The sequence below is a fragment of the Streptomyces sp. NPDC005423 genome (assembly GCF_040606415.1).
Taxonomy (GTDB): domain Bacteria; phylum Actinomycetota; class Actinomycetes; order Streptomycetales; family Streptomycetaceae; genus Streptomyces.
In genome coordinates this window covers 1-23,321 of the sequence record NZ_JBEXET010000030.1, presented here as the reverse complement: position 1 = coordinate 23,321, position 23,321 = coordinate 1, and the positions used below count along the sequence as shown (strand labels likewise).

The following is a 23,321-nucleotide window of genomic DNA, read 5'->3' as shown; positions in this document are numbered from 1 at the left end:
CCTCCGTAGGCTCCGCCGCCTGGCGCGCGGGAGCGCGGCGTCGTGCATGCCCGCACCTAGTATCTCCGTTCCGGGGCGTGATCCATACAGGAGGGGTGAACTGACCTGTGGAAATCTCTGCGGGTGGACGGCTCGAGGTCCGCATCTCCGCTGCTGACGTGGGTAAACGGGTCTCTGTTCGACGCCTGAACGAACCCGGGGAGGGTGTCGAGAAGTTCACCGACACGGTGGGGGTTCTCACATCATGGGACAACGGTGTGCTGCTGATCACGCGTAAGAGCGGCGAGACGGTCCATCTGGCGGAGTCCTCCCTGGTGGCGGGCAAGGTCGTGCCCGCCGCGCCGGCCCGCCGCCGTGGCCCCGCCGCCTCCTACCGGGAGCTCGCGACGGTCTGCGCGCGCGGCTGGCCGCCGGTCGAGAGCGAGCCGCTCGGCGAGTGGCGGCTGCGCGCCGCCTCCGGCTTCACCCGGCGCGCCAACTCGGTGCTCCCGCTCGGCGACCCCGGCCGCCCCCTCGACGAGGCGCTCACCGCCGTACGACGGTGGTACGGCGACCGCGGGCTGCCCGCCTACGTGCAGGCCGCGACCGGCGCCGAGGGGACCGAGGAGTTGCTCTGTGCGGAGCTGGAGCGGCGGGGCTGGACGCGGGAGGTGACGGCCGAGCTGTGGACCGGGGCGCTGGCACCGGTCGCGGACCGGGCGGCGGGTGCCGGAGCCGTGCTGTCCCGGGCGGCCGACGAGACGTGGCTGACGCGCTACCAGCGCAAGGGGGTGGGCGAGGTGGCCCTGAAGGTGCTGGACGGCGGTCCCTCGGTGTGGTTCGCGACGGTGCCGGGCGAGGGCGGGGTGCCGGCGGCGATCGGACGGTGTGTCGTGGACGGGCGCTGGGCGGGTTTCGCCGCGGTCGAGGTCGACCCGGCCCTACGGCGGCGGGGCCTGGCCACCGTCGTCATGGCCGCCCTGGCCGGGCGCGCTCTCGCCGAGGGCGCGTCGGCGGCGTGGCTCCAGGTCGAGACGGAGAACGCCGGAGCGCGGGCGCTCTACGCCGGTATGGGCTTCGGGGCGCATCACGCCTACCACCACTACCGCGAGCCGCCGCGGTGAGCCCGGCGCCCGGCCGGCCGGGCCGCCCCCGGCGGCACCCTGCCCCCGTCCCCGTGAGCATGCCCGCCCCCCGCCCCCGTCCCCCGTCCCCGTGAGGAGGCCCGAACCCGTCATGCCCGGCCCCTGTCCCCCGCCGCCCGAGCGGGCCGCCGAAGTCCGTCGCGCCTTCGCCGAGGAGGCGCGCCGGGAGCGGCCCGATCTGGCGGCGCTGTGCCTGCTGGTGGGCGCGGCGGCCGACGTGACGCTCGACGAGGCCGGGTGCGACGCGGCGCAGATGGAGCTGGACCGGCTGGCCGGGACGGTTCCCTTCCGGCCCGGCGCGCCCGCGGCCTGGGCCGCCGCGCTGCGCCGGGTGCTGGGTGAGCGCGGCGGGTTCCACGGCACGCCGGGTGAGTACCGACGGCTGGAGTCCTCGCTGCTGCACGAGGTGCTGCGGCGCCGGCGGGGGCTGCCCATCCTGCTCTCCGTGGTGTGGCTGGAGGTGGCCCGGCGGGCGGGGGCGCCCGTGCACGGGGTGGCGCTGCCGGGGCACTTCGTCGTGGGGTTCGGTGCGGGCGAGGAGCGGGTGCTCGTCGATCCGTTCGACGGCGGCCGGGTGCTGTCGGGGGCCGACGCGGAGCTGCTGGTGGCCGGGGCGACGGGCGGGTCCCTGGAGCCGTCGATGCTGACGCCCGCCGATCCGCTGGAGGTGGTGGCGCGGATCCTGAACAACATCAGGGCGTGGACGACGACCCGCCCTGAACGGTCCGATGTGGCGTTGTGGGCCGTGGAGTTGTCGCTGTCCCTGCCGTCGCATCCGGCGCGGCTGCGCTACGACCGGGCCCAACTCCTGGTCCAGCGCGGCGATTTCGTCACCGGGGCGACCGAACTGGAGGCGTACGCCGACGTGGTGGCCGCGGTGGACGGAGGGGCGGCCGAGCGGGTGCGGCGCCAGGCGCTCGCGGCCCGCGCGAGGCTCAACTGAGCCCCGGCGCCCGGGAAACTCACAGCCAGCCCTTCTCCCGCGCCGTGCGGACCGCCTCCGCGCGGTTGCGCACCGCCAGTTTCTGGATCGCCGTGGAGAGGTAGTTGCGGACCGTGCCCTGAGAGAGGTGCAGGGTCTTGGCGAGTTCCGCGTTGGTGGAGCCGTCCGCCGCCGCGCGCAGCACCTCGCGCTCCCGGTCGGTGAGCGGGTTGGCGCCCTCGGCCAGCGCCGCCGCCGCCAGCGTGGGGTCGATCACCCGCTCGCCGGCCAGCACCTTCCTTACGGCCGCCGCGAGTTGGGCCGCCGGGGCGTCCTTGACCAGGAACGCGCCGGCGCCCGCCTCCATGGCGCTGCGCAGATAGCCGGGGCGGCCGAAGGTGGTCAGGACGACCAGTTTCACCTCGGGCAGTTCCCGGTGGACCTGGGCCGCGGCCTCGATGCCCGTGCAGCCCGGCATCTCGATGTCGAGCAGGGCCACGTCCACGCCGTGCTCCCGGACGGCCGCCAGCACCTCGTCGCCGCGCGCCACTTGGGCGACGACCTCGATGTCGTCCTCCAGTCCGAGCAGGGCGGCGAGCGCTTCCCGGACCATCGACTGGTCCTCGGCGAGGAGGACCTTGATCGTGCGGCTCATGCCGGGGATCCTACGTCCCCTTTCGGCGCCGGAGCACCCGCGGGCACCCGGGCCACCAGCCGGAACCCGCGCTTGAGCCGGGTCGCCTCCAGGGAGCCGCCGACCTTCTCCAGGCGTTCGGTGAGCCCGGTGAGACCGTTGCCGGGGCCCTGGCCGGAGCCGCCGGACCCGTTGTCCTCGACGGAGAGTTCGAGCATCGGCCCCTCCAGGGTCTGGCGGCGGACGAGTGCCACGGCGCAGCGCCGGGCGCCGCTGTGCCGTACGACATTGGTGGCTGCCTCGCGCAGCGCCCAGGCGAGGGCGGCCTCGTTCTCCTCGGGGAGTTCGGCGAGGTCCGGTTCGGCTGGCAGGTCGGCGGTGACGCCGGCTGCCGTCAACGCGAGCTGGATACCGGCGAGTTCGTCCGCCAGCCGGGTGCGGCGGTAGCCGGTGACCGCCTCGCGGACGTCGACCAGGGCCTGGCGGCTGACCTGTTCGATGTCGGCGACCTGCTGGGCCGCCTTCTCCGGTTGGCCGGGGAGCATCCGGCCGGCCAGTTCGCTCTTCAGCGTGATCAGGGAGAGGGAGTGGCCCAGCAGGTCGTGCAGATCGCGGGCGAGCCGCAACCGTTCCTCGTTCGCGGCCAGTTGGGCGACGGTGGCGCGAGCCTTGCGCAACTCGACGGTCGTGCGCACCAGTTGCCGTACGCCGGTCATCGCGAAGCCGATCAGCAGCACCAGCAGGACCAGGTCCCACGCGTCGTCCTCGCCGCCGTGCAGCCCCACCAGGAGCATCGTGACGGTGGTCAGCGGGATCGTGACGTAGGCGGCCCGCATCGTGAGGGTGGCCCCGCAGGCGACGGAGACGTAGACGAAGAGGCCGAGCCAGGCCGGGCCCATGGTGAGGGAGAGGGCGACGGCGAGGGCGCCGAGCAGGGCCACCAGGACGCCGACGACCGGTCCGGAGAAGGCCCGGCTCACGTTCCGGAAGACCAGGGCCAGATAGGTCCCGACGAAGACTCCGAACCCCGCCCAGCCGGCCGCCGTGGCGGCGGAGCCGTGGTGGCCGGAGAGGAGGTCGCGCACCGGCGAGCTGAAGAAGACCAGCCAGGGCATGATCCACACGAGCTTGCTGACCGCCTGGCCGAGGTTGCGCGGCGGCTCCCCCAGGCGCATCATCCGGTACCCCTCGGCACCGCCGTCCGTACGCTCGTCCCTGCCGTCGTCCGTACCGTCGTCCGTCATCGCGCTCACGCCTTCAGCGTGTCCTTCCGGTACAGCCACGCCGCGCCGCCCGCGAAGAGGACGAAGTAGACGACGAGGAGGGTGATGTCCCTGGCGTGGGGCGACCGGCTCTGCTCGATGGCCTGCCCCAGGGCAGCGTACGCGTGCGTGGGCAGCCACTCGGCGATGGACTGGAGCCACTGCGGGAAGGTCGTGGCGGGCATCCACAGACCGCCCAGCATCGAGAGACCGAAGTAGGTGATCATCGTGATCGGCCGGACCGCGTCCCCGCTCGCCAGGTAGCCGATGGCCACCCCGAGCGCGGCGAACACCAGGCTGCCGGCCCAGATCGCGGCGGTGAGCGCGAGCCACTGCCAGGCGTCCAGACGGACGTCCTTCAGGGCCGCGGCGACCAGGAAGACGATGACGATCGACGGCAGGCTGACCACGGCGGCGCTCGCCGTCTTCGCGAACACGTAGCCGCGCCCCGGCAGCGTGGTGAGCCTCAACTGCCGTACCCAGCCGCTCTCCCGCTCCTTGGCGATGCGCTCGCTGTTGCCCATCAGCACGGCGGTCAGCGCGCCGAAGGAGGCCATCGAGACCATCATGTAGGTGGCGACGGTGAGGCCGGTGCCGTCGATCCTGTCGGTGCTGCCGGAGTTGCCCGCGATCAGCAGGAAGAGGGCCGAGGGGTAGATCACCGAGAAGAACAGGAACTTGCGGTTGCGCAGGGCGCGGGCGAGCTCCAGCTTGATGAGGCTGTTCATGACTGCTTGGCCTCCTCGGCCTCGGTGATGGCCACGAACGCCTGCTCCAGGCCGAGCCCGGCGACTTCGAGGTTGCGGGGGTAGAGCCCGAGTCCGTAGAGCGCGTGGACGGTCGCGTCGGCGTCGCTGGACCGGATGCGGATCGTGTGGCCGGCACCGGCGGCGGAGCCGCCGCGGGAGACGCTGATGGAGGTCAGGAAGGGCAGGCCGCGCAGCGGGGCCTCCTCGATCGCGCCTTCCAGGTCGAAGGAGATCCGGCGGCCGCCCGCCTTCGCCTTGATCTCGGCGGAGGTGCCGTCGGCGAGCAGCCGGCCCCGGTGCAGCACGAGCACCCGGTCGGCGATGGCGTCGGCCTCTTCGAGGTAGTGGGTGGCGAACAGGACCGTACGGCCCTGGTCGGCCTGCTCGCGCATGGTGGCCCAGAAGGCCTGCCGGGCGGAGACGTCCATGCCCGTGGTGGGCTCGTCCAGCACGATCAGATCGCTGTCGCCGGCCGTCGCGAGCGCGAACCGCACCCGCTGCGCCTGGCCGCCGGAGAGCTTGTTGACCTTGCGGTCGGCGATCTGCGCGATGCCCGCGCGGGCGATCACGTCGGCGGCCTTGTACGGCTTGGGGTGCAGAGCGCAGGCGAGCCGCACCAGTTCGGCGACGGTCACCTCGTCCATCAGGCCGCCGCTCTGGAGCATCGCGCCGACCCGCCCGGCGACGATCGCCTCGCGGGGGCTGGTGCCGAAGACGTTCACCGTGCCGCTGTCGGGGTGTTTGAGGCCGAGCAGCAGATCGAGGGTGGTCGACTTGCCCGCGCCGTTCGGGCCGAGCAGGGCCACCGTCTCCCCCGGGTACAGCGCGAGCGACAGTCCGTCGACGGCCCGTACGTTCCCGTAGCCCTTGCTCACCTGGTCGAACCCGACCACCGGGGTGGTGGTCACCGCTGTTGTCGTCATGACCACCATGGTGGCGGCGGGGAGTCGGTGCCCGGCAGTGTCGGCGGTCCGCCGTACGGCATGACAGTTGTCATACGCGACGAGTGGACGTACGAGGCGAGTCGGCGTACGCGGCGGTCGTCCGGCTGCCGTACGACGGAGGGGGCGCCCGGTGACCGGACGCCCCCTCCGCCTCTGCCGTGCGGACGGACCGGCTAGCTGGGGTTGGTGTCGATGACGGCGATCCGGTCGGTCTTGCTCAGCAGGGCCGTGCGGAGGGCGACGTAGACGTCCTGGGGGGTGACGGCGGTCTTCTTGCCGTTGGCCCGGGCGATCGTCACACCGTCGAAGGCCTGCCCGTACAGGTTCTTCAGGGCGACCAGGTCGGGCTTGTCGACCAGCTTGCCGTCGACGGCCGTCACCTTGAGGAACTTCCACAGCGAGTTCTGCGGGCTCATCGGGACGGAGTGCGCCGCGTCCGTCTGCACGGTGACGTTGGCGGACATCGCCGGCTGGGCGAACGCCTTCATCTCACGGTCGACCTCGGCGTTGGAGACCGTCGGCTGCCTGGTGGTGGTGGGGACCTTCACCGGGGTGGTCGCGTCGGTCTCCACCTGGGTCCGGTACGCCTCCTCGACGGCGTGCGCGGCCTGGGCGGCGTCTATCCCCTTGCCCGCCTTGCCGTAGACGGCGACCGCCTTGCCCGACTCGAACTTGATGGAGCCCTCGGTGACCGAGCCGGCGCCGCCCGCCGCGCTCTGCAGAGCGGCTTGCAGCTTCTCCTCGTCGACCGGCATCTCGGGGGCGACGACCCGGTGTCCACCGAAGAGCGAGCCGATCACGGAGACCGGGTTGTAGTCGCTCGTGGCAGCCGCGCTGACGGTGGCCGTCGTGTCGAACTGGAGCCCGGCCTGGTCCGGCTTGAGCGTGACGGTGGAGCCGTCCACCGACAGCTTCAGCGGCTTGTTCACCCGGCCGCCGAAGGCGTCGTCGAGCTTTTTGACCGCGTCGTCCCGGGTGCCCCCGCCGATGTCGACGCCGAGCACGGTGGTGCCCTTGGGCACGTCGGAGTGGTTCATCAGCAGCCCGGCGCCGTACGCGCCCGCTGCGGCGAGGATCACGAGCGTGCCCAGCAGTACGAGCTTGCTGCGGCCCTTCTTCTTTTTCTTCCCGGCGGCGGGGGTGCTCCGGCCGGCCGGCTCGGGCCGCTTCGGGGGCGTGTGCGGCAGCGGGCCGTCGGTGTGGGCGCCCGGTCCGAACGGCCCGTTGCCGGCGGCGGGGACGACCGGGATACCGCTGGTGACGGTGTGTCCGGAGACGTTGTCGTTGGATGCTCCGCCGTAGCCGGGTACGCCCGGGCCGCCGGAGGCGGGCTTCTGCGGGGTGAGCACCGCGGTGTCGTCGCTCAGACCGGCGCCGGGTCCGGCGGTGAAGTCGTTGAAGGGGCTGGGTCCGCCGCCGACCGGCGGCACCGTCGGGCCGTCCCCGGTGACCGGGCCGCCGGTGGGTCCCGCGGGGCCCTGCGGACCGCCGTTCGCCCCACCGAAACCGCCCTGCCCGGGCGGGAGTTCGTGCCCCGGCTCCGAGAAGTACGGCAGCTCGTCGCGGCGCGGCTCGCCCTGGCCGCCGGAGGGCCGGGAGCCGCCGGCCGCCAGCGCCTCGGTCACGTCGAAGGAACCGGTGCCGCCGCCGTGCCCGGGGGCCACGGGTCCGGAGCCGGTGGCCCCGGCGTACCCGGCGCCGTTGGTCCCGCCGGCGCCGCTCGTCCCGCCGGCGCCTGCCGCGCCGCCGGGACGCGAGCCGCTCGGCAGGCTCATGGCACCGGTCACTCCGCCGGGACGGTTACCGCTCGAAGTCGAACCCCCGGCGCGCGGCGCACCGGCGCCCGGAGCGCCCGTGGCCGCACCGCCGCCCGCGGCCGAACCGCCGGGAATTCCGGCCCCGTTGGTACCGGTCGCGCCCGGACCGCCCTTGCCGGAACCGGCTTTGCGGGGCGCGAACCAGTCGCTGGGCTTCTCGTCGCCCGGCCCCGCGGTCCGGCCGTACGGCTCCAGGGCGCTGCCGGCCGCCGGGGCACCCGGCGACTGCTGCTCGGCACCGCCGGCCGGGGCGGTCGCCGTGGGGTCGGGGTCCGTGCTCTCGCTCTCCGCGACGGGCGTGCGGACGACGACCGGCGGAATGGGGCGTGACCCGGGGATGTTGATCCGGATCCGGGTCGTCAGCGTGGTCTCGGTCTTGCGTTCCTCCGGCTGCGCGGCCGAACGCCCCGCCTCCGTACGGTCGTCGGAAGCCGTGGGCGTTCCGTACGGCGGGGTCCCCGAGGGGTAGGCGGCTCCGCCGCGCCCGTCGGGCCCGGAGGACGGAATGTCAGTTTCACGACTCAAGGCAAGTTCTCCCGGTTGGCTCCGCCGCCCGACACAACCCACGGGCGGCTCGGCGGCGCGCACCACCATACTGGCCACTTCTGGCGCGTATCCCACGACCGCCGGGGAAAACCACCCCGGACGCGCACGCGCGGGCCCCCGCGAAGTGGTACGTCACTTGCCAAGTCGGACGTCGGGCGCACCTGGTTGCCGCCCGGAGCCGAGGGTGGCGCAGATCACAGCCAGAGCCATCCCGCCGAGCAGGAAGAGATAGGAGCCTACTCCCGCTCCGAAGAGGAAGTCCCCCTCGGGACGGGTCACGGTGAGCAGGATGACGGCGATCATCCAGCCGGCGGCCGGTGCGACGGCCCCGCTCCGGCTGCCGAGGGCCCGTGCTCCGCCGGAGAAGAGCCCGGCCGCGCCGACGAGGGCGAGCAGCAGGCCGCCCGGGAACCAGCCGCCCTGCACCAGCGCCCCGGCCACGCCGACCACCGCGCCGAGCACGAAGAGGCCCACGCAGGCCGCGATCCGCCCGGGGGACGGCGGTCGCAGCGGCTGGGCAAGCAGGCTTCCGCCGTTGTCGGTGCCCATCACACACCCAGCCCTTCGAAGAGATCCGTCTCACGTGCCGCGCCTGGCTCGCCCCGCGCCAACTCGTAGTACTCGGTGGTGAAGACGGGCTGCGCGAGCTCGTTGGAGAGGGCGAAGTACGGCTTCCCGGGCGCCACTTCGATCTGGGTGGCGTGGGCGCGCATCGCGGCGATCTTCGCACCGGCGTACTCCGTGCCGTCGACCGCGGCGGTGATCCGCCCGTCGTCCACGACGCCGGGTACGTCGGCCACGCTCGCCGCCTTGGAGAAGGGCAGCCGGGGCAGGTCGTCGTCGAGCCGCGCGAAGCCGGCCAGCGCGACGGACCGGGGCACACGGTTCCAGTAGATCTTGTCGATCAAGTGCCCCTGGGCGGCGGCCAGTTCGGCGGCGCGCAGGGCGACGCGGTGGGCCTGGACGTGGTCGGGGTGGCCGTAGCCGCCGTCGGGGTCGTAGGTGATGAGCACCTGGGGCCGTACCTCGCGGATCACGTCGACCAGGTGTCCGGCGGCCTCGTCGAGCGGGGCCTGCCAGAAGCAGCGAAGGTCGTCGTTGTCGGCGGTGCCCGTCATCCCGGAGTCGCGGTAGCGGCCCCGGCCGCCGAGGAGGCGGAAGTCGGTGACGCCGAGCTCCGCCATGGCCGCCGCCAGCTCCCGCTCGCGCTCCTCGGCCAGGGCCGCCCCCGACAGGTGTCGCAGCGGGGGCGGAATGACCTCGCCGCGCTCGCCGAGGGTGCACGTGACCAGCGTCACGTGGGCGCCCCGGGCCGCGTAGGCGGCCATGGTCGCGCCGTTGTTGATCGACTCGTCGTCCGGGTGCGCGTGCACCAGCAACAGACGCCGGGCGGGCAGTTCCGTCATAGTGCCACCCTACGAGAGTTCAGGCCTTGGGCTCCTTGGCGCCCGGGTCCGCGTAACGCGGCAGGCTGTCCGTCGGAATCGTCCGGCCGCCGATGGTGACGGAGGCGTCGGTGGACTGCACGACGTCCCTCATGGCCCGGTACCGGTGTGCGGCGCCCTGTGGGCGCGTTGTCCGGGGCGATGGTCATGGCGCTCGCTCCCCGTCGTGTGTGCCCGGGGGAAGGACCGTCCGGTTCGTGCTGGGCGGCGCCTCGGGAAGACCGGTTCGGCAGTCATGACAGCGTCCTGGGGCCGGTGAGCGGAAGGCGCGCTCGCAGCCGTCGCAGTTGCGGAGTGGGTGGCGTACGTCCGGCGGTGGCGCGGGGGTCCGGAACGGCGGCGGTGGCGGCAGTTGCGCGGCCAGGCGGTGGGCGAGGAGCGCTGCGGGGCGGCGTACTCCCTCAGGGGGCAGGTCGGCGATCAGAGCATGGCGTACGGCTGTGGGGGTGACGTCTCGCTCCAGCCACGCCGCGACGCCTGGGGCGAGGTGGGCCGTGTCACCCACCGACAGGAGGAACTCGGGGGCGTGACGGCGGAGGTCTGCCAGGAGGTCCGTGGCCGTCTGGAGGAGCGCGGGGGCCGGATACCCGGGGCGCGGTACGGCGGGGAGGGGTTTGCGGGGTGTCCGCTTCCGCCGGGTCGCGGGTGCGGCTGCCGCGAGGGGGGTGCGGGAGTCCCTACGGGGGCCGGGCTGGTTGCAGGAGATCGTGCGGGTGACGATACGGCCGTCGGGGACGCGGTGCCGTTCGCGGCGGAGGTAGCCGTGGGCCTCCAACTCCCGGAGTGCGGCGGCGATGCGGGTCGTGCCTTCCGGGAAGCGGGCGGCGAGGGTCTTGATGTCGACGCGGGCGCCTGCGGGAAGGGACTGGATATGGACGCCGAGTCCGATCGCGAGGCCCGACAACTCCGGGTGCTGGGCCAGGTGGTTGCCGATCACCGTGAAGCGGGCGGTGTGACGGGCGTTGTCGTGCGTGAGCCCGCCGGGCCGTTGGTTCGGGTGTTTGCCGGCGGTGTGCCGGGACCGGGCGTGCGCGGGCGCGGTAATGTCGCGGGTATCCATCGGGAAGCTCCTACTTCCTCGGTGGTCAGGCCCTCGCCCTGGGATTGCAGTCCCGGCGGGGGCCGTCGCATGTCTGTAGTTGTTGCTGGCGTGCTGAGTTGGTGTCGCGCTGAGCGTAGATCACGCAACCCCCTCGGCAACCAGCCCAGTTGGTGACGTTCACCCACATAGGTGATCGCCGGGCCGGACTGCCCGGGAGGGTGGGGTGGGGCTTGGTGGGGGTTCTTTCACCGTCGTGGTCCTTGGGAGAAAAGGCGCCACTTGCACCGAAGTTCGGGTTTCTGGGGTTCGGTGCGGGGATCGGTGCGGGGTTGAGTACGAAGCCCGCCCAGACCGGCTTACGGGGGTGCGGTCCCGGAGCCCAGCCGCAGCGGTCGGCGAGCGGGTCGCTGAGCAGCAGTCCGCAGCCTGACACCGCGCGGGTCGGTGACCTACTGCGCCACGACACCATCCGAGCGCTAGCTCTCCCCCACCGGAGTCGTCGGGCCCCCATCGAGCCGCTGCCGGGAGAGACACGATGCACAAGTCCACTGCCGCAGACGCCTTCGAACTCGGCTTTGTGCAAGGCCAGTTACAGCGGCGACAACGACGGTGAGTCGTGCGTGGAGATCGCTACTGCGCTTACCCCGTGCACGTCCGCGACTCGAGAACCGTCGAAGGCCCCCGATTCGCCATCGGCGCGACCGCGCGGACGGACTGCGTCACCCACGCGTCCGAGGCCTGGGCCGCACCCACCCCTCCCGCGAAAGCGTGACACTTCGCGCCGAAGTGACACGCTTTCCGCTGCCGACCACCCGGCCAAGGACAGGGGCAGCGGCATCGGTCGGCCGAGGCCGACCGGCACAACCTCGACCCCGCCGGACGTGAGGACGGTGGCGACGCACGGGACGAAGGAGCGGACAGAGCGGTGCGCCGCTCAACTCCCCTGCCCGCGGCGGCCAAGCGACTGCGACGGTCGCGCGGCAGACCCCGGGGCACTCGCCCGCCGGGGTCCGCGACCGGCGCCGGTCAGAACTTGATGCTGCCGATCATGCTCGCGATGTTGGTCGTCAGGTCGCTGATCGTGGGCGCGACCGTCGAGGAGGCCAGATAGAAGCCGAGGAGCATGCAGACGACCGCGTGCCCGCCTTTCAGACCGGACTTCTTGATCAGAAGGAAGACGATGATCGCCAGCAGCACCACCGCCGAAATCGAGAGTGCCACGGCGGCTCACCTCCAAAGGATCCCAGGGACGCGGGGTCGGACTGACGGGGGCAACAGATCCATGCAGCAAATCCATGAAGCAGCCAGCGGGTTCATACCCACACAGCGCTAGTGATCATAACTATCCGCGCTCGCGCATCGATCGGCGCACAGCCGCACAAGGGGGCGCATGGCCAATATGGTCAGGGGATGACCACCGAGGCTGACTCCTTCCCCCGACGCCACGCCCGCACCCAGCGTTTCACTCTCGGTGCGCCACGCGCGTTCACCGTGGCGCCCGACGGTTCCCGGGTCGTGTTCCTGCGTTCCCCCTCCGGCACGGACCGGGCGAACGCGTTGTGGACCCTGGACCCGGCGGACGGCCGGGAGCGCGTGGCGGCCGACCCGGACGCCTTGCTGGGCGGCGCCTCGGAGGACCTTCCGCCCGAGGAGCGGGCCCGACGCGAGCGCAGCCGCGAGGGAGGCGCGGGCATCGTCGGCTACGCCACCGACAGCGCTGTGGAGTTGGCGTCCTTTGCCTTGTCAGGGCGGCTTTTCGCGGCCGAACTGCGGACCGGCACAGCACGTGAGATCCCGGTCCGCGGACCGGTGATCGACCCGCGACCCGCACCCGACGGCCGGCATCTCGCGTATGCGGCGGAGGGTTCGCTGCGGGTGGTCGGCGCCGACGGGACGGGCGAACGGACCCTCGCCGAACCGGAGTCGGAGCACGTCACCTACGGTCTCGCCGAGTTCATCGCGGCCGAGGAGATGGGCCGTTCCCGAGGTTTCTGGTGGTCGCCCGAATCGGACCGGCTGCTGGTCGCGCGGGTGGACACCACGCGCGTCCGGCGCTGGTGGATCGCCGACCCGGCCCACCCGGAGCGCGCCCCGCACGCCGTCGCCTACCCGGCGGCGGGCACCGACAACGCGGAGGTACGACTCTTCGTGCTCAGCCTCGACGGGGCGCGGACGGAGGTCGTCTGGGACCGCGCCCGGTACCCGTATCTGGCGCATGTGCACTGGTCAGCGGCGGGTGCCCCGCTCCTCCTCGTACAGGCCCGGGACCAGCGCAGCCAGCTCTACCTGGCGGTCCACCCGGAGACGGGGACGACGCGGATGGTGCACGCCGACGAAGATCCGGTTTGGCTTGATCTTTTCCCCGGTGTGCCCTGCTGGAGCCCCTCGGGACAGCTGGTGCGGATCGCCGACGAAGGGGGAGCCCGAGTCCTCGCGGTCGGTGAACGACCTCTCACCGGACCGCAGTTGCACGTCCGCGCGGTACTGGACGTATCGGCCGACGACGCGCTGGTCGCGGCATCGGCGGGCGAGGACGCCGAGACCCCGGAGATCGGCGAGGTGCATGTCTACCGGGTCAACGAGCGCGGGCTGGAGCGCCTCTCACGGGAGCCCGGCGTGCACTCCGCGGTACGCGCCGGGGGCGTGACCGTCCTCGTCTCGTCGGTGCCGGACCGGCCGGGCACCCGGGCACAGGTGCTGCGCGAGGGCAGGAAGACGGTGACCGTCACGTCCTATGCCGAAAACCCCGGTATGTCCCCGCGCATCACCTTGACACAGGGGGGCGCACGCCGTGTCCCGTGCGCCGTGCTTATGCCACGGGACTACGACGGCCGGAATCCGCTTCCCGTCCTGATGGACCCCTACGGCGGCCCGCACGGGCAGCGCGTCACGGCCACGCACAACGCGCACCTCACCTCGCAGTGGTTCGCCGACCAGGGGTTCGCGGTGGTCGTCGCGGACGGACGGGGCACGCCGGGCCGCTCCCCGGCCTGGGAGAAGGCGGTCCGGGACGACCTCGCGGCGGTCGTCCTCCAGGACCAGGTGGACGCCGTCCAGGCGCTCGCCGCCGACTTCCCGCTCGACATGAGCCGGGTCGCCGTCCGGGGCTGGTCGTTCGGCGGCTATCTGGCCGCCCTCGCCGTGCTGCGCCGCCCCGACGTCTTCCACGCGGCGGTGGTCGGCGCCCCGGTCACCGATCTGCGGCTGTACGACACCCACTACCAGGAGCGGTACATCGGGCACCCGGCCGAACAGCCCGAGGTCTACCGGCGCAACTCGGTGATCGACGACGCGGGCCTGGTGGACGCGGCCGGGCCGCACCGCCCGATGCTGATCATCCACGGCCTGGCGGACGACAACGTGGTGGTCGCCCACTCCCTGCGGCTCTCCTCGGCGCTGCTCGCGGCGGGCCGTCCGCACGAGGTGCTGCCCCTGTCCGGGGTGACGCACATGACCCCGCAGGAGGCGGTGGCGGAGAACCTGCTGCTGCTCCAACTCGACTTCTTGCAGCGCTCGTTGGGGCTCACGCCCTGACAACCGCCACCGGCAACCGACAACCGACAACCGACAACGGGCAACGGGCAACGGGCAACGGGCAACGGGCAACGGACCGGGGCTACATGGCGCGCCCCGGTCCGTTTACGGCACCCGCACGGCCGTACGTCGTCCAGGTTGACGCGTCCGTATATCGGCACCGGGTCGGTCGAGTTGCCTCTGTGTTAACGCGGGTTCGGGCCGTTTTGTACGGCTATTCCGTGCCCTCGGTGCGACCTCCCGGCGGCGTGCCCGGCCGGTCCTCCGGGGGGACCACCCGCTTCTCCTCCGCGAAATGGCAGGCCGACTCGTGGGCCGCGGGACCGGCCGTGAACCGGAACTCGGCCGGCACCGCGAGCAGCGGCACCTCCTGCGCACACCGCTCCCGGGCCTTCCAGCACCGGGTGCGGAAGCGGCAGCCGGAGGGGATGTTGGTCGGGGACGGCACGTCACCGGAGAGGATGATCCGCTCCCGACGCTCCCGCGCGTCCGGATCGGGTACGGGCACGGCGGACAGCAGCGCCTGGGTGTACGGGTGCGTCGGATGGTCGTAGATCTCCGCGTCCCGGCCGATCTCCATGATCCGTCCGAGGTACATCACCCCGACCCGGTCCGAGATGTGCCGGACGATCGACAGGTCGTGGGCGATGAAGATGTACGACAGGTCGAACTCGTCCTGGAGCCGGTCGAGGAGGTTGATCACCTGGGCCTGCACGGAGACGTCGAGCGCGGAGACCGGTTCGTCGGCGACGATGACCTCGGGGCGCAGCGCCAACCCCCGTGCGATACCGATGCGTTGGCGCTGGCCGCCGGAGAACTGGTGCGGATAGCGGTTGATGTACTCGGGGTTGAGCCCGACCACGTCCAGCAGGTCCTGCACCTTGCGGCGCCGGTCGCCCTTGGGCGCCGCCTCGGGATGGATCTCGTACGGCTCCCCGATGATGTCGCCGACCGTCATCCGCGGGTTGAGGGAGGTGTACGGGTCCTGGAACACCATCTGGATGTTGCGCCGCACCGCTTTCAGGGCGCGGGCGGACAGCTTGGTGATGTCCTCGCCCTTGAACCGGATCGAACCGGCCGTCGGCCGCTCCAGGTTGACCAGCATCCGGGCGACGGTCGACTTGCCGCAGCCGGACTCGCCGACGATGCCGAGGGTCTCGCCGCGGCCGAGCGCGAAGTCGACGCCGTCGACGGCCTTGACCGACCCGACCTGGCGCCTGACGAGGATGCCCTGGGTGAGCGGGTAGTGCTTGACCAGTCCGTCGACCTCCAGGATCGGCTCGGCGGTCGCCGGCTCAGTCGTCGCGGCCATGCAGGCACTCCCTCCAGAAGTGGCAGGCGCTGCCCCGGAGTTCGTCCACCGCGTACAGCGGCGGTTCGTCGGTGCGGCAGACGTCCTGGGCCATCGGGCAGCGCGGGTTGAAGGCGCAGCCGGGCGGGATGTTCATCAGGTTCGGCGGGAGGCCCTTGATGGCGTAGAGCTCCTCGCCCTTCTGGTCCAGCCGCGGGATCGAGTCCAGCAGGCCCCTGGTGTACGGGTGGGCGGGCGCCTTGTAGATGTCGTGGACCGGCGCCGACTCGACGATCCGGCCCGCGTACATGACGGCGATCTTGTCGGCGACGTCGGCGACGACTCCCAGGTCGTGGGTGATGAGGATGAGCCCCATGCGCAGTTCGCGCTGCAACTCCGCGAGCAGGTCCATGACTTGGGCCTGGACGGTGACGTCGAGGGCGGTGGTCGGCTCGTCGGCGATGATGAGCGCCGGTTCGAGGGCGAGCGCCATGGCGATCATGATGCGCTGGCGCATGCCGCCGGAGAACTGGTGCGGATACTGCCGTACGCGTTCTCTCGCGCCGGGAATGCGCACCCGGTCCATCAGTTCGACCGCCTTGGCGCGGGCGTCCTTGCGCGACATGCCCCGGTGCACGACGAACATCTCGCCGAGCTGGTCGCCCACGGTGAGCACGGGGTTGAGCGACGAGAGCGCGTCCTGGAAGATCATCGCCATCTCGGCGCCGCGCACCTTGCGCCGCTCGTCCTCCTTGAGCCGGAGCAGGTTCCTGCCCCGGAAGAGGATCTCGCCGCCGGTGATCTTGCCCGGCGGCACGTCCAGGATGCCCATCACGGCCTGCGCGGTCACCGACTTGCCCGATCCGGACTCCCCGAGCACGGCGAGGGTCTCCCCCTCGTCCACGCTGTAGTCGACCCCGTTGACGGCCCTGGCGACACCGTCCCGGGTTCTGAACTCCACGTGCAGGTCCCGCACTTCGAGCAGCATGGCGCCGCCTCACCTCAGCTTCGGATCGAGGGCGTCGCGCACCGCGTCGCCGAGCATGATGAACGCCAGCACGGTGATCGCGAGGGCGCCGGCCGGCCACAGGAGCATGTGGGGGGCGTTGCGGATGTAGGCGGAGGCCGCGGAGATGTCGATGCCCCAGCTGACGGTCGGCGGCTTGAGGCCGACGCCGAGGAAGGAGAGGGTCGCCTCCAGCGAGATGTAGGTGCCGAGGGCGATGGTGGCGACCACGATCACCGGCGCCACCGCGTTCGGGGTGATGTGCCGGAGCAGCAGCCGGGAGTCGGAAGCGCCCAGGGCGCGGGCGGCCTGGACGTAGTCGTGCTGCTTGGCGGTGATGACCGAGCCGCGGGCGATCCGGGAGATCTGCGGCCAGCCGAGCAGCACCATGAAGCCGATGACCGGCCAGACCGTGTTGCTGGTCACCACGGAGAGCAGGACCAGACCGCCGAGGATGACGGGGATCGCGAAGAACACGTCGGTCAGCCGGGACAGGACCGCGTCCCCGGCGCCGCCGTAGAACCCGGCGAGTCCGCCCATCAGCGAGCCGAAGAGGGCGACGCCGAGCGTGGCGCACACACCGACCGTGACGGACGTACGGGCGCCGTAGACGGTCCGGGTGTAGACGTCGCAGCCCTGGCCGTTGAAGCCGAACGGGTGGCCCGGCTGGGAGCCCTCCTGGGCCTTGGCGAGGTCGCACTGGAGCGGGTTGCCGGAGGCGATCAGCGACGGCCAGAGCGAGATGACGATCAGGAAGAGGATGACGAGCCCGGCGATGACGAAGACCGGGTTGCGGCGCAGGTCCCGCCAGGCGTCGGACCACAGGCTGCGCGGCCGGTCCTGCGGCCCGGTGCCGTCGGGGCCGTCCGGTGTCCGCTCCAGCGTCTCCGCCTCGCTCGCCGCGAGGTCCATCGCGCCGCCCATGCCGGTTCCGGCCATGCTGCGGTTCTCCGGGGGAAGCCCCCCGAACCCTCCTCCGGGTGCCGGGTCCAGCGGTTGCTCAGGCATAGCGGATCCTCGGGTCGAGTACGGCGTACAGGAGGTCGACGACGAGGTTGGCCGCGAGGAAGACGAGGACCAGGACGGTCACGAAGCCGACGACGGTCTGCGTGTTCTGGCGCAGGATGCCCTGGTAGAGCTGGAAGCCGACGCCGTGGATGTTGAAGATCCGCTCGGTGACGATCGCGCCGCCCATCAGGGCGCCGATGTCGGTACCGATGAAGGTGACGACCGGGATCAGCGAGTTGCGCAGCAGGTGACGGACGATCACCCGGCGTCGGGGCAGGCCCTTGGCGACGGCCGTACGGACGTAGTCGGAGCGCTTGTTCTCGGCGATCGACGTCCGGGTGAGCCGGGTCACGTAGGCGAGCGAGACGGAGGCGAGGACCAGGCCCGGCACGATCAGTTCGCCGAACGTGGCCTCCGGGGAGACCGACGGTTCGATCCACCCCCACTCGACGCCGAGCAGGAGTTGGAGCAGCAGGCCGGTGACGAAGGTGGGGACGGAGATGACGACGAGGGTGAGCAGCAGCACCCCGGTGTCGACGGGCCGGCCGCGTTTGAGGCCGGTGACCACGCCCAGCGTGATGCCGATGACGATCTCGAAGAGGATCGCCACGACGGTCAGCCGGATGGTGACGGGGAACGCGGTCGCCATCAGCTCGGTGACCTTCTGCCCGTTGAACGCCGTACCGAAGTCACCGGTGAAGACGTTCCCCATGTAGGTCAGGTACTGCTGCCAGACGGGCTTGTCGAGGCCGAACTCGCGCTGGAGCTGGGCGGCCGTCGCCGGGTCGCACTGCCGCTCTCCGCAGAGGCCCGCGATGGGGTCGCCCATCACGTTCACCATGAGGAAGATCAGCAGGGTGGCCCCGATGAAGACCGGGATCATCTGGAGCAGGCGACGGGCGACGTACCGGCCCATGGGGGTCAGCCGACCTTGATCTCGTTGTAGACGGGGACGCTGAACGGGTTGAGCGCCACGTTGGAGAGCCGGTTCGAATAGCCCGCGCTGCCGTTCTGGTACCAGAGCGGGATGGCCGCCATGTTGTCCCGGACGACGCCCTCCGCCTGCTGGAAGAGCTTGACCGCCTTGCCGGTGTCGGTCTCCGCGTTGGCCCGGTCGACCAGCTTGTCGAAGTCCTTGTTGCTCCACTGACCGTCGTTGGAGGAGGCGTTGGTGTAGTAGAGCGGCTGGAGGAAGTTCTGGATCAGCGGGTAGTCCATCTGCCAGCCCGCCCGGAACGGCCCGGTCATCTTGTGCCGGCCGATCTGGTTGCGGAAGTCGGCGAAGGTGCCGACCGGGTTGCCGACGCACGCCTTGTCGTTGGAGAGCGCGTTGTTGATGGAGTTGCACACGGCGTCCACCCACTCCTTGTGCGAGCCCGTGTCCGCGTTGTACGAGATCTTGACCTGGCCGCCGGGCAGCCCGCCGCCCTGCTGGACCAGCTTCTTGGCCTGGGCCGGGTCGTAGGTGCAGGCGGTCCCGCAGAGCCCGTCCTGGAAGCCGCCCTGGGTGCCGAGCACCGGCGAGGTCCAGTCGGTGGCCGGGGTGCGGGTCTTCTGGAAGATGGTGTGGGTGATCTGGTCCCGGTTGATCGCCATCGACAGGCCCTTGCGGACCTTGTCCGAGCCGCTCTTGTTCCAGTTCTTGTCGTAGTACGGGAACGCGAGCGTCTGGATGATGCCGGCGGGGGTGTTGATGTACCGGTCGCCGAGGTCGCTCTTGACGTTCTTGAGCTGGGCGGCGGGGATGTCGTCGGCGAGGTCGAGGTTGCCCGCCATCAGGTCGGTGTAGGCCGTGTTGTTGTCGGTGTAGACCTTGAGGGTCACGCCGCCGTTCAGCGCCTTGTCCGGGCCGCTGTACCCCGCCCACTTCTTGAGCTCCATCTGCGAGCCCTTGGTGTAGGAGGCGATGGTGTACGGGCCGTTGCCGACCGGCTTCTGGAGCCAGGCCGCGTGGTCGGAGAAGAAGGATTGCGGGAGCGGCGAGTAGGCCGCGTAGCCGAGGGTGTCGGGGAAGGTGGAGAACTTCTGGGTCAGCCTGACGGTGAAGGTGTCGGTGCCGGTGACCTTGAGCCCGGAGAGCGTGTCGGCACTCTGCGACCCGCTGTCGGGGTGGACCTTGTCGTACCCCTCGATGTACCCGAAGAAGTAGGCGTTCTTCTGGTTGTTCTTGAGGGCGGCCCCGTAGTTCCAGGCGTCGACGAACGACTTCGCGGTGACGGCCTCGCCGTTGCTGAACTTGCCACCGCTCTTGACCGTGACGGTGAAGTTCCGCGAGTCCGTGGTCTCGATCTTGTCGGCGAGCATGTTCTCGGCCTTGCCGGTCTTGGCGTTGTAGCGCTTGAGGCCGCGGAAGACCATGTCGAGGACCTTGCCGCCCTGCACCTCGTTGGTGTTGGACGGCTCCAGCGGGTTCTGCGGGTCCCCCCAGGAGGCGCTGAGCAGCGCGCTGCCGCCCCCGCCGCCGCCACCGCTTCCGCCGCCCCCGCAGGCGGTCGCCGCGAGGGCTACCGCCGCCGCGCAAGCGGCCCGTCCGGCGTGCGTGGCTCCGCGCATCGAGTGCCTCCTCAGGAATGCCGATCCGTTACCGGCAAATATCAGCGCGAAAGGCGTATATCGCCTGCGGGCCCACTCCTTCGGGGTACCTCCGGGGCCCGTTCGGTCGATCTTCGGTGGAGCGCACAATGGATCACTGAGAAGCGATGCCGAACCGTTGGAATGCGACGGCCCGGTGTACGCATTCCGACACGGAGGCGTCCGCATATCGAACTCCTTGACCGTTTCGCGCAGTTGGTCCGATGTAAAGCACGGATCGATTACGGCGCGCTACCCGCGTAGCTACGGAAGAGTCATGATCGGGCAAAGAAAGTAAAGAGAAACTCAAGGCGGCCGAGAATTTATTGACCTTGAGTGAATTACGTTGAAAAAGTCCGGCGTAGCCCGTAGGGGAGCGCCCCTGCGGAGTCATCAGTCCCTTGCCTGGGCCAGGAGCACCATGACCCCCCCAACTCCATCCGCGGCTGCCCCCCTAGAGGTGACCGACGAGAGCGACGAGAAGTCAGCGCCGCCCGCCATCCCCCAGGGCAACGAGAGCCGCTCTCCGGGACGACTGGCCTGGAAGCGCTTCAAGCGCGACCGCACGGGCGTTATATCCGCCTACATCGTGATCTTCTTCTTCGCGGTCGCGATCCTGGCCCCGCTGATATCCAAGCTCTACGGCAAGAACCCGTACACGACCTACGCCAGCCAGAACCCCGGCCTGCTCAACGCCTTCTCGTACCCCTCGGGCCCGAACGGCGGCATGAGCTCGGAGTTCTGGTTCGGCATCGAGCCGCAGCTCGGCCGTGACGTGTTCACCTTCCTGATCTACGGCATCCGCACCTCCCTGGGGATCGCCGCGGCGGCCACCATCCTCACCACGCTGCTGGGCGTGGTCGTCGGCGTCACCGCGGGCTACCTGGGCGGCCGGACCGACTACCTCGTCGGCCGGATCATCGACATCGTCCTGTCGTTCCCGTCCACCCTGTTCTTCATCGCCTTCATGCCGGTCATCTACGGCCTCTTCGTCGCCCCCGACGACAACATCCCGACCTGGCTGCGCGCCACCGCTCTGATCGTGGTGCTCTCCGCCTTCGGCTGGGCCTCCATCGCCCGTCTGCTGCGCGGCCAGGTACTCGGCCTGCGCGAGCGGGAGTTCGTCGAGGCCGCCAAGGTCACGGGGGCCTCGCCGCGGCGCATCGTGTTCAAGGAACTGCTGCCCAACCTGTGGACCCCGATCATCATCCAGTCCACGCTCATGCTCCCGGCCTTCGTCACCGCGGAGGCCGGTCTCGCGTTCCTCGGCGTCGGCATCATCGACCCGACCCCGGACTGGGGCGTCATGATCCAGCGCGGCGCCCAGTTCTACACCGAGGACTTCACCTTCATGCTCTTCCCGGGCCTGACGATGGTGATCTTCGTGCTCGCCTTCAACCTGCTCGGCGACTCGGTGCGCGACGCACTCGACCCGAAGTCCAAGGGCTAATCCAGTCCAACTCCGGTCCGGATCAACGACGTCCGGCTGGCCCCGTTCGATCCGACTCTTTTCTGAGGCAGGCCCAGCATGTCCTTTTCCCGTAGAAACTTCCTGATCGCCACCGGGGTGGCCGCCGCCGGCACCACCGTGCTGAGCGCCTGCAGCAGCGGCAGCGGCAGCGGCTCCTCGAACAACAAGGTGCCCTCGGTCGGCGCGGCCAAGACCATGAACATCCCGGTCGGCTCCAAGGCCGACTCCACCGGTCCGGCCCCCGAGGTCACCGGCGCGGTCAAGGGCGGGACGATCTACTCGCTGGACCAGTTCGACATGGACCACCTGGACCCGGCCCAGATCTACGTCTCGACCGAGGGCGCCATCACCCGTCCGATCCTGCGCGGCCTCACCGGCTACAAGATCGACGAAAAGGGCGGCTGCACGCTGGTCGGCGACGTCGCCACGGACGCCGGCACCATGAAGGACGGCGGCAAGACCTGGTCCTTCACGCTGAAGGACGGCGTCAAGTGGGAGGACGGCGCGGACGTCTCCATGGACGACCTCCGCCACACCTTCGAGCGCCTCTTCGCCTCCTTCGTCACCGAGGGTCCGCGCTACGTCCAGCAGTGGCTGGTCGGCGGCGACAAGTACAAGGGCCCCTACGACGGCAAGAGCCTCAGCTCGATCGCGGTCTCCGGCAAGACCATCACCTTCACCCTCACCGAGGCCCGCGCCGACTTCAACTACACGCTGGCGATGCCCGGTTACGGTCTCGTGCCCAAGAAGCACGACACCAAGGAGAAGTACGACAAGCGCCCGTACTCCTGCGGCCCGTACAAGATCGAGAGCCGTCAGGTCGGCAAGTCGATGACGTACGTGCGCAACACCCACTGGGACCCGGCGACGGACGCGATCCGCAACGCCTACCCGGACAAGTACCTCTTCCAGTTCGGCTTCGAAAACGTCGCCTCCACCGACCGCTACATCGCGGACAAGGGCAACGACCAGCACGCGATGTCGATCTTCAACGAGGTCGCCCCCGAGCGCACCGCCCAGGTCCTCACCAACGCCACGCTCAAGCAGCGCGTCCTCACCCAGGTCGACACGGTCACGTACTACTGGCCGATCAACACGACCCGCATCAAGGACGTCAAGGTCCGCCAGGCCATCAACTGGGCGTGGCCGCACCAGCAGTTGCAGACGATCCGCGGCGGTGCCTCCACCAGCGCGCTGGCCTCCACGATCCTCAGCCCGGTGACCCCCGGCTACGAGAAGTTCGACCTGTACGGCGTGACCACGAAGCCGGGCGGCGACCCCGTCAAGGCCAAGGCGCTGCTGAAGGAGGCCGGCAAGGTCGGCCAGAAGCTGGTCATCGCCTACCAGTCCTCGGACAACGCGGTGAAGCAGGCCGTCGCCATCAAGAACGCGCTGGAGGCCGCCGGCTTCCAGGTCGTCAACAAGCAGATCGACAAGTCGACCTTCTACACGCAGATCGGCAAGATCGACAACGGCTACGACCTGTTCGCCGCCGGCTGGAGCCCGGACTGGCCGAACGGCTACTCCGTCTTCTACCCCTGCTGGAGCGGCAAGAACATCGGCGACGGCCGCAGCAACTACGCCCAGCTGAACGACGCGAGCGTCAACAAGGCCATCGACGCGGCCGCCACGATCGCGGACACCGCCAAGGCCAACAAGGCCTGGGGCGACATCGACCGCCAGATCATGGAACTCGCGCCGGTCGTCCCGGACTACCACTCCATCCGCAACTGGATGCACGGGTCCAAGGTCGGCAACGTCGTGTACGACGCCGGCAACACCTGCGTCGCGCTCTGCAAGCTGTACGCCAAGTCGTAACCGCGCACGATCCGTTGGGGCGGCCACCCGAGTGGCCGCCCCCCCCCGCCCCCCCCCCCCCCCCCCCCCCCCCCCGCCCCCCCCCGCGCTGGGCCCACCCCCACGTACCCCCTGATGGTCCGACACGACAACACCCG

Annotated in this window: 19 protein-coding genes; 5 read left to right on the top strand and 14 right to left on the bottom strand. The window is 70.8% G+C overall.

From position 1 onward, the window contains the following. The first annotated feature begins 107 nt into the window (after positions 1 to 107). Both ABZT12_RS26895 and ABZT12_RS26890 read left to right on the top strand, forming a co-directional pair. Positions 108 to 1,103: a GNAT family N-acetyltransferase gene (locus tag ABZT12_RS26895; RefSeq protein WP_356389208.1), complete on the top strand. Its 996-nt coding sequence runs from the start codon at positions 108 to 110 to the stop codon at positions 1,101 to 1,103. A gap of 112 nt (positions 1,104 to 1,215) precedes the next feature. Continuing rightward, positions 1,216 to 2,067 carry a transglutaminase-like domain-containing protein gene (locus ABZT12_RS26890; RefSeq protein ID WP_356389206.1) on the top strand — a complete coding sequence of 284 codons (852 nt, stop codon included), beginning with the start codon at positions 1,216 to 1,218 and terminating at the stop codon, positions 2,065 to 2,067. Between the two features lie 19 nt (positions 2,068 to 2,086). Here ABZT12_RS26890 and ABZT12_RS26885 read toward each other — a convergent pair whose 3' ends face one another. The 9 genes from ABZT12_RS26885 to ABZT12_RS26845 all read right to left on the bottom strand — a co-directional run bounded on the left by ABZT12_RS26885 (position 2,087) and on the right by ABZT12_RS26845 (position 11,706). Then, positions 2,087 to 2,701, bottom strand: a complete 615-nt coding sequence (locus ABZT12_RS26885) for a response regulator transcription factor (protein ID WP_356389204.1) — start codon at positions 2,699 to 2,701, stop codon at positions 2,087 to 2,089. Next, positions 2,698 to 3,855, bottom strand: a complete 1,158-nt coding sequence (locus tag ABZT12_RS26880) for a histidine kinase (RefSeq protein WP_356389330.1) — start codon at positions 3,853 to 3,855, stop codon at positions 2,698 to 2,700. Before ABZT12_RS26880 ends, ABZT12_RS26885 begins: the two co-directional genes overlap by 4 nt. 74 nt (positions 3,856 to 3,929) lie before the next feature. Continuing rightward, positions 3,930 to 4,670: an ABC transporter permease gene (locus tag ABZT12_RS26875; protein WP_356389202.1), complete on the bottom strand. Its 741-nt coding sequence runs from the start codon at positions 4,668 to 4,670 to the stop codon at positions 3,930 to 3,932. Then, positions 4,667 to 5,614 (bottom strand): ABC transporter ATP-binding protein, encoded by a 948-nt coding sequence (locus ABZT12_RS26870; RefSeq protein WP_356389200.1) that lies wholly within the window; start codon positions 5,612 to 5,614, stop codon positions 4,667 to 4,669. Before ABZT12_RS26870 ends, ABZT12_RS26875 begins: the two co-directional genes overlap by 4 nt. A 194-nt stretch (positions 5,615 to 5,808) precedes the next feature. Next, positions 5,809 to 7,977 (bottom strand): hypothetical protein, encoded by a 2,169-nt coding sequence (locus ABZT12_RS26865; RefSeq protein ID WP_356389198.1) that lies wholly within the window; start codon positions 7,975 to 7,977, stop codon positions 5,809 to 5,811. A gap of 153 nt (positions 7,978 to 8,130) precedes the next feature. Continuing rightward, complete coding sequence (locus ABZT12_RS26860) at positions 8,131 to 8,547, bottom strand: DUF6113 family protein (protein ID WP_356389196.1); 417 nt, start codon at positions 8,545 to 8,547, stop codon at positions 8,131 to 8,133. After that, positions 8,547 to 9,404 (bottom strand): N-acetyl-1-D-myo-inositol-2-amino-2-deoxy-alpha-D-glucopyranoside deacetylase, encoded by an 858-nt coding sequence (gene mshB / locus ABZT12_RS26855; protein ID WP_356389194.1) that lies wholly within the window; start codon positions 9,402 to 9,404, stop codon positions 8,547 to 8,549. Before mshB ends, ABZT12_RS26860 begins: the two co-directional genes overlap by 1 nt. 184 nt (positions 9,405 to 9,588) lie before the next feature. Continuing rightward, positions 9,589 to 10,503 carry a helix-turn-helix domain-containing protein gene (locus ABZT12_RS26850; protein WP_356389192.1) on the bottom strand — a complete coding sequence of 305 codons (915 nt, stop codon included), beginning with the start codon at positions 10,501 to 10,503 and terminating at the stop codon, positions 9,589 to 9,591. A 1,008-nt stretch (positions 10,504 to 11,511) separates the two neighbouring features. Next, a complete protein-coding gene (locus ABZT12_RS26845) occupies positions 11,512 to 11,706 on the bottom strand; it encodes a hypothetical protein (protein WP_356389190.1) in 195 nt (64 codons plus the stop codon). Between the two features lie 189 nt (positions 11,707 to 11,895). On the opposite strand from ABZT12_RS26845, the gene ABZT12_RS26840 reads away from it, so the two are divergent. Next, positions 11,896 to 14,019: a prolyl oligopeptidase family serine peptidase gene (locus ABZT12_RS26840; RefSeq protein ID WP_356389188.1), complete on the top strand. Its 2,124-nt coding sequence runs from the start codon at positions 11,896 to 11,898 to the stop codon at positions 14,017 to 14,019. 214 nt (positions 14,020 to 14,233) lie between these two features. On the opposite strand, the gene ABZT12_RS26835 is transcribed toward ABZT12_RS26840, so the two are convergent. The 5 genes from ABZT12_RS26835 to ABZT12_RS26815 all read right to left on the bottom strand — a co-directional run bounded on the left by ABZT12_RS26835 (position 14,234) and on the right by ABZT12_RS26815 (position 19,877). Next, complete coding sequence (locus ABZT12_RS26835) at positions 14,234 to 15,331, bottom strand: dipeptide ABC transporter ATP-binding protein (RefSeq protein ID WP_356389186.1); 1,098 nt, start codon at positions 15,329 to 15,331, stop codon at positions 14,234 to 14,236. Then, complete coding sequence (locus tag ABZT12_RS26830; RefSeq protein ID WP_356389184.1) at positions 15,315 to 16,298, bottom strand: ABC transporter ATP-binding protein; 984 nt, start codon at positions 16,296 to 16,298, stop codon at positions 15,315 to 15,317. The genes ABZT12_RS26835 and ABZT12_RS26830 overlap by 17 nt, the downstream gene beginning before the upstream one ends. A gap of 9 nt (positions 16,299 to 16,307) precedes the next feature. Next, entirely contained in the window at positions 16,308 to 17,240 is a 933-nt protein-coding gene (locus ABZT12_RS26825) for an ABC transporter permease (protein ID WP_356389328.1), read from the bottom strand. Positions 17,241 to 17,316: 76 nt separating this feature from the next. After that, complete coding sequence (locus ABZT12_RS26820) at positions 17,317 to 18,240, bottom strand: ABC transporter permease (protein WP_356389182.1); 924 nt, start codon at positions 18,238 to 18,240, stop codon at positions 17,317 to 17,319. 5 nt (positions 18,241 to 18,245) lie between these two features. After that, entirely contained in the window at positions 18,246 to 19,877 is a 1,632-nt protein-coding gene (locus ABZT12_RS26815) for an ABC transporter substrate-binding protein (protein ID WP_356389180.1), read from the bottom strand. A 439-nt stretch (positions 19,878 to 20,316) separates the two neighbouring features. On the opposite strand from ABZT12_RS26815, the gene ABZT12_RS26810 reads away from it, so the two are divergent. Then, the gene (locus ABZT12_RS26810; protein WP_356389178.1) at positions 20,317 to 21,345 is read left to right on the top strand and encodes an ABC transporter permease; all 1,029 of its coding nucleotides are present in this window, start codon (positions 20,317 to 20,319) and stop codon (positions 21,343 to 21,345) included. 78 nt (positions 21,346 to 21,423) lie between these two features. Further along, positions 21,424 to 23,184, top strand: a complete 1,761-nt coding sequence (locus ABZT12_RS26805) for an ABC transporter substrate-binding protein (protein WP_356389176.1) — start codon at positions 21,424 to 21,426, stop codon at positions 23,182 to 23,184. Positions 23,185 to 23,321: the final 137 nt, after the last annotated feature.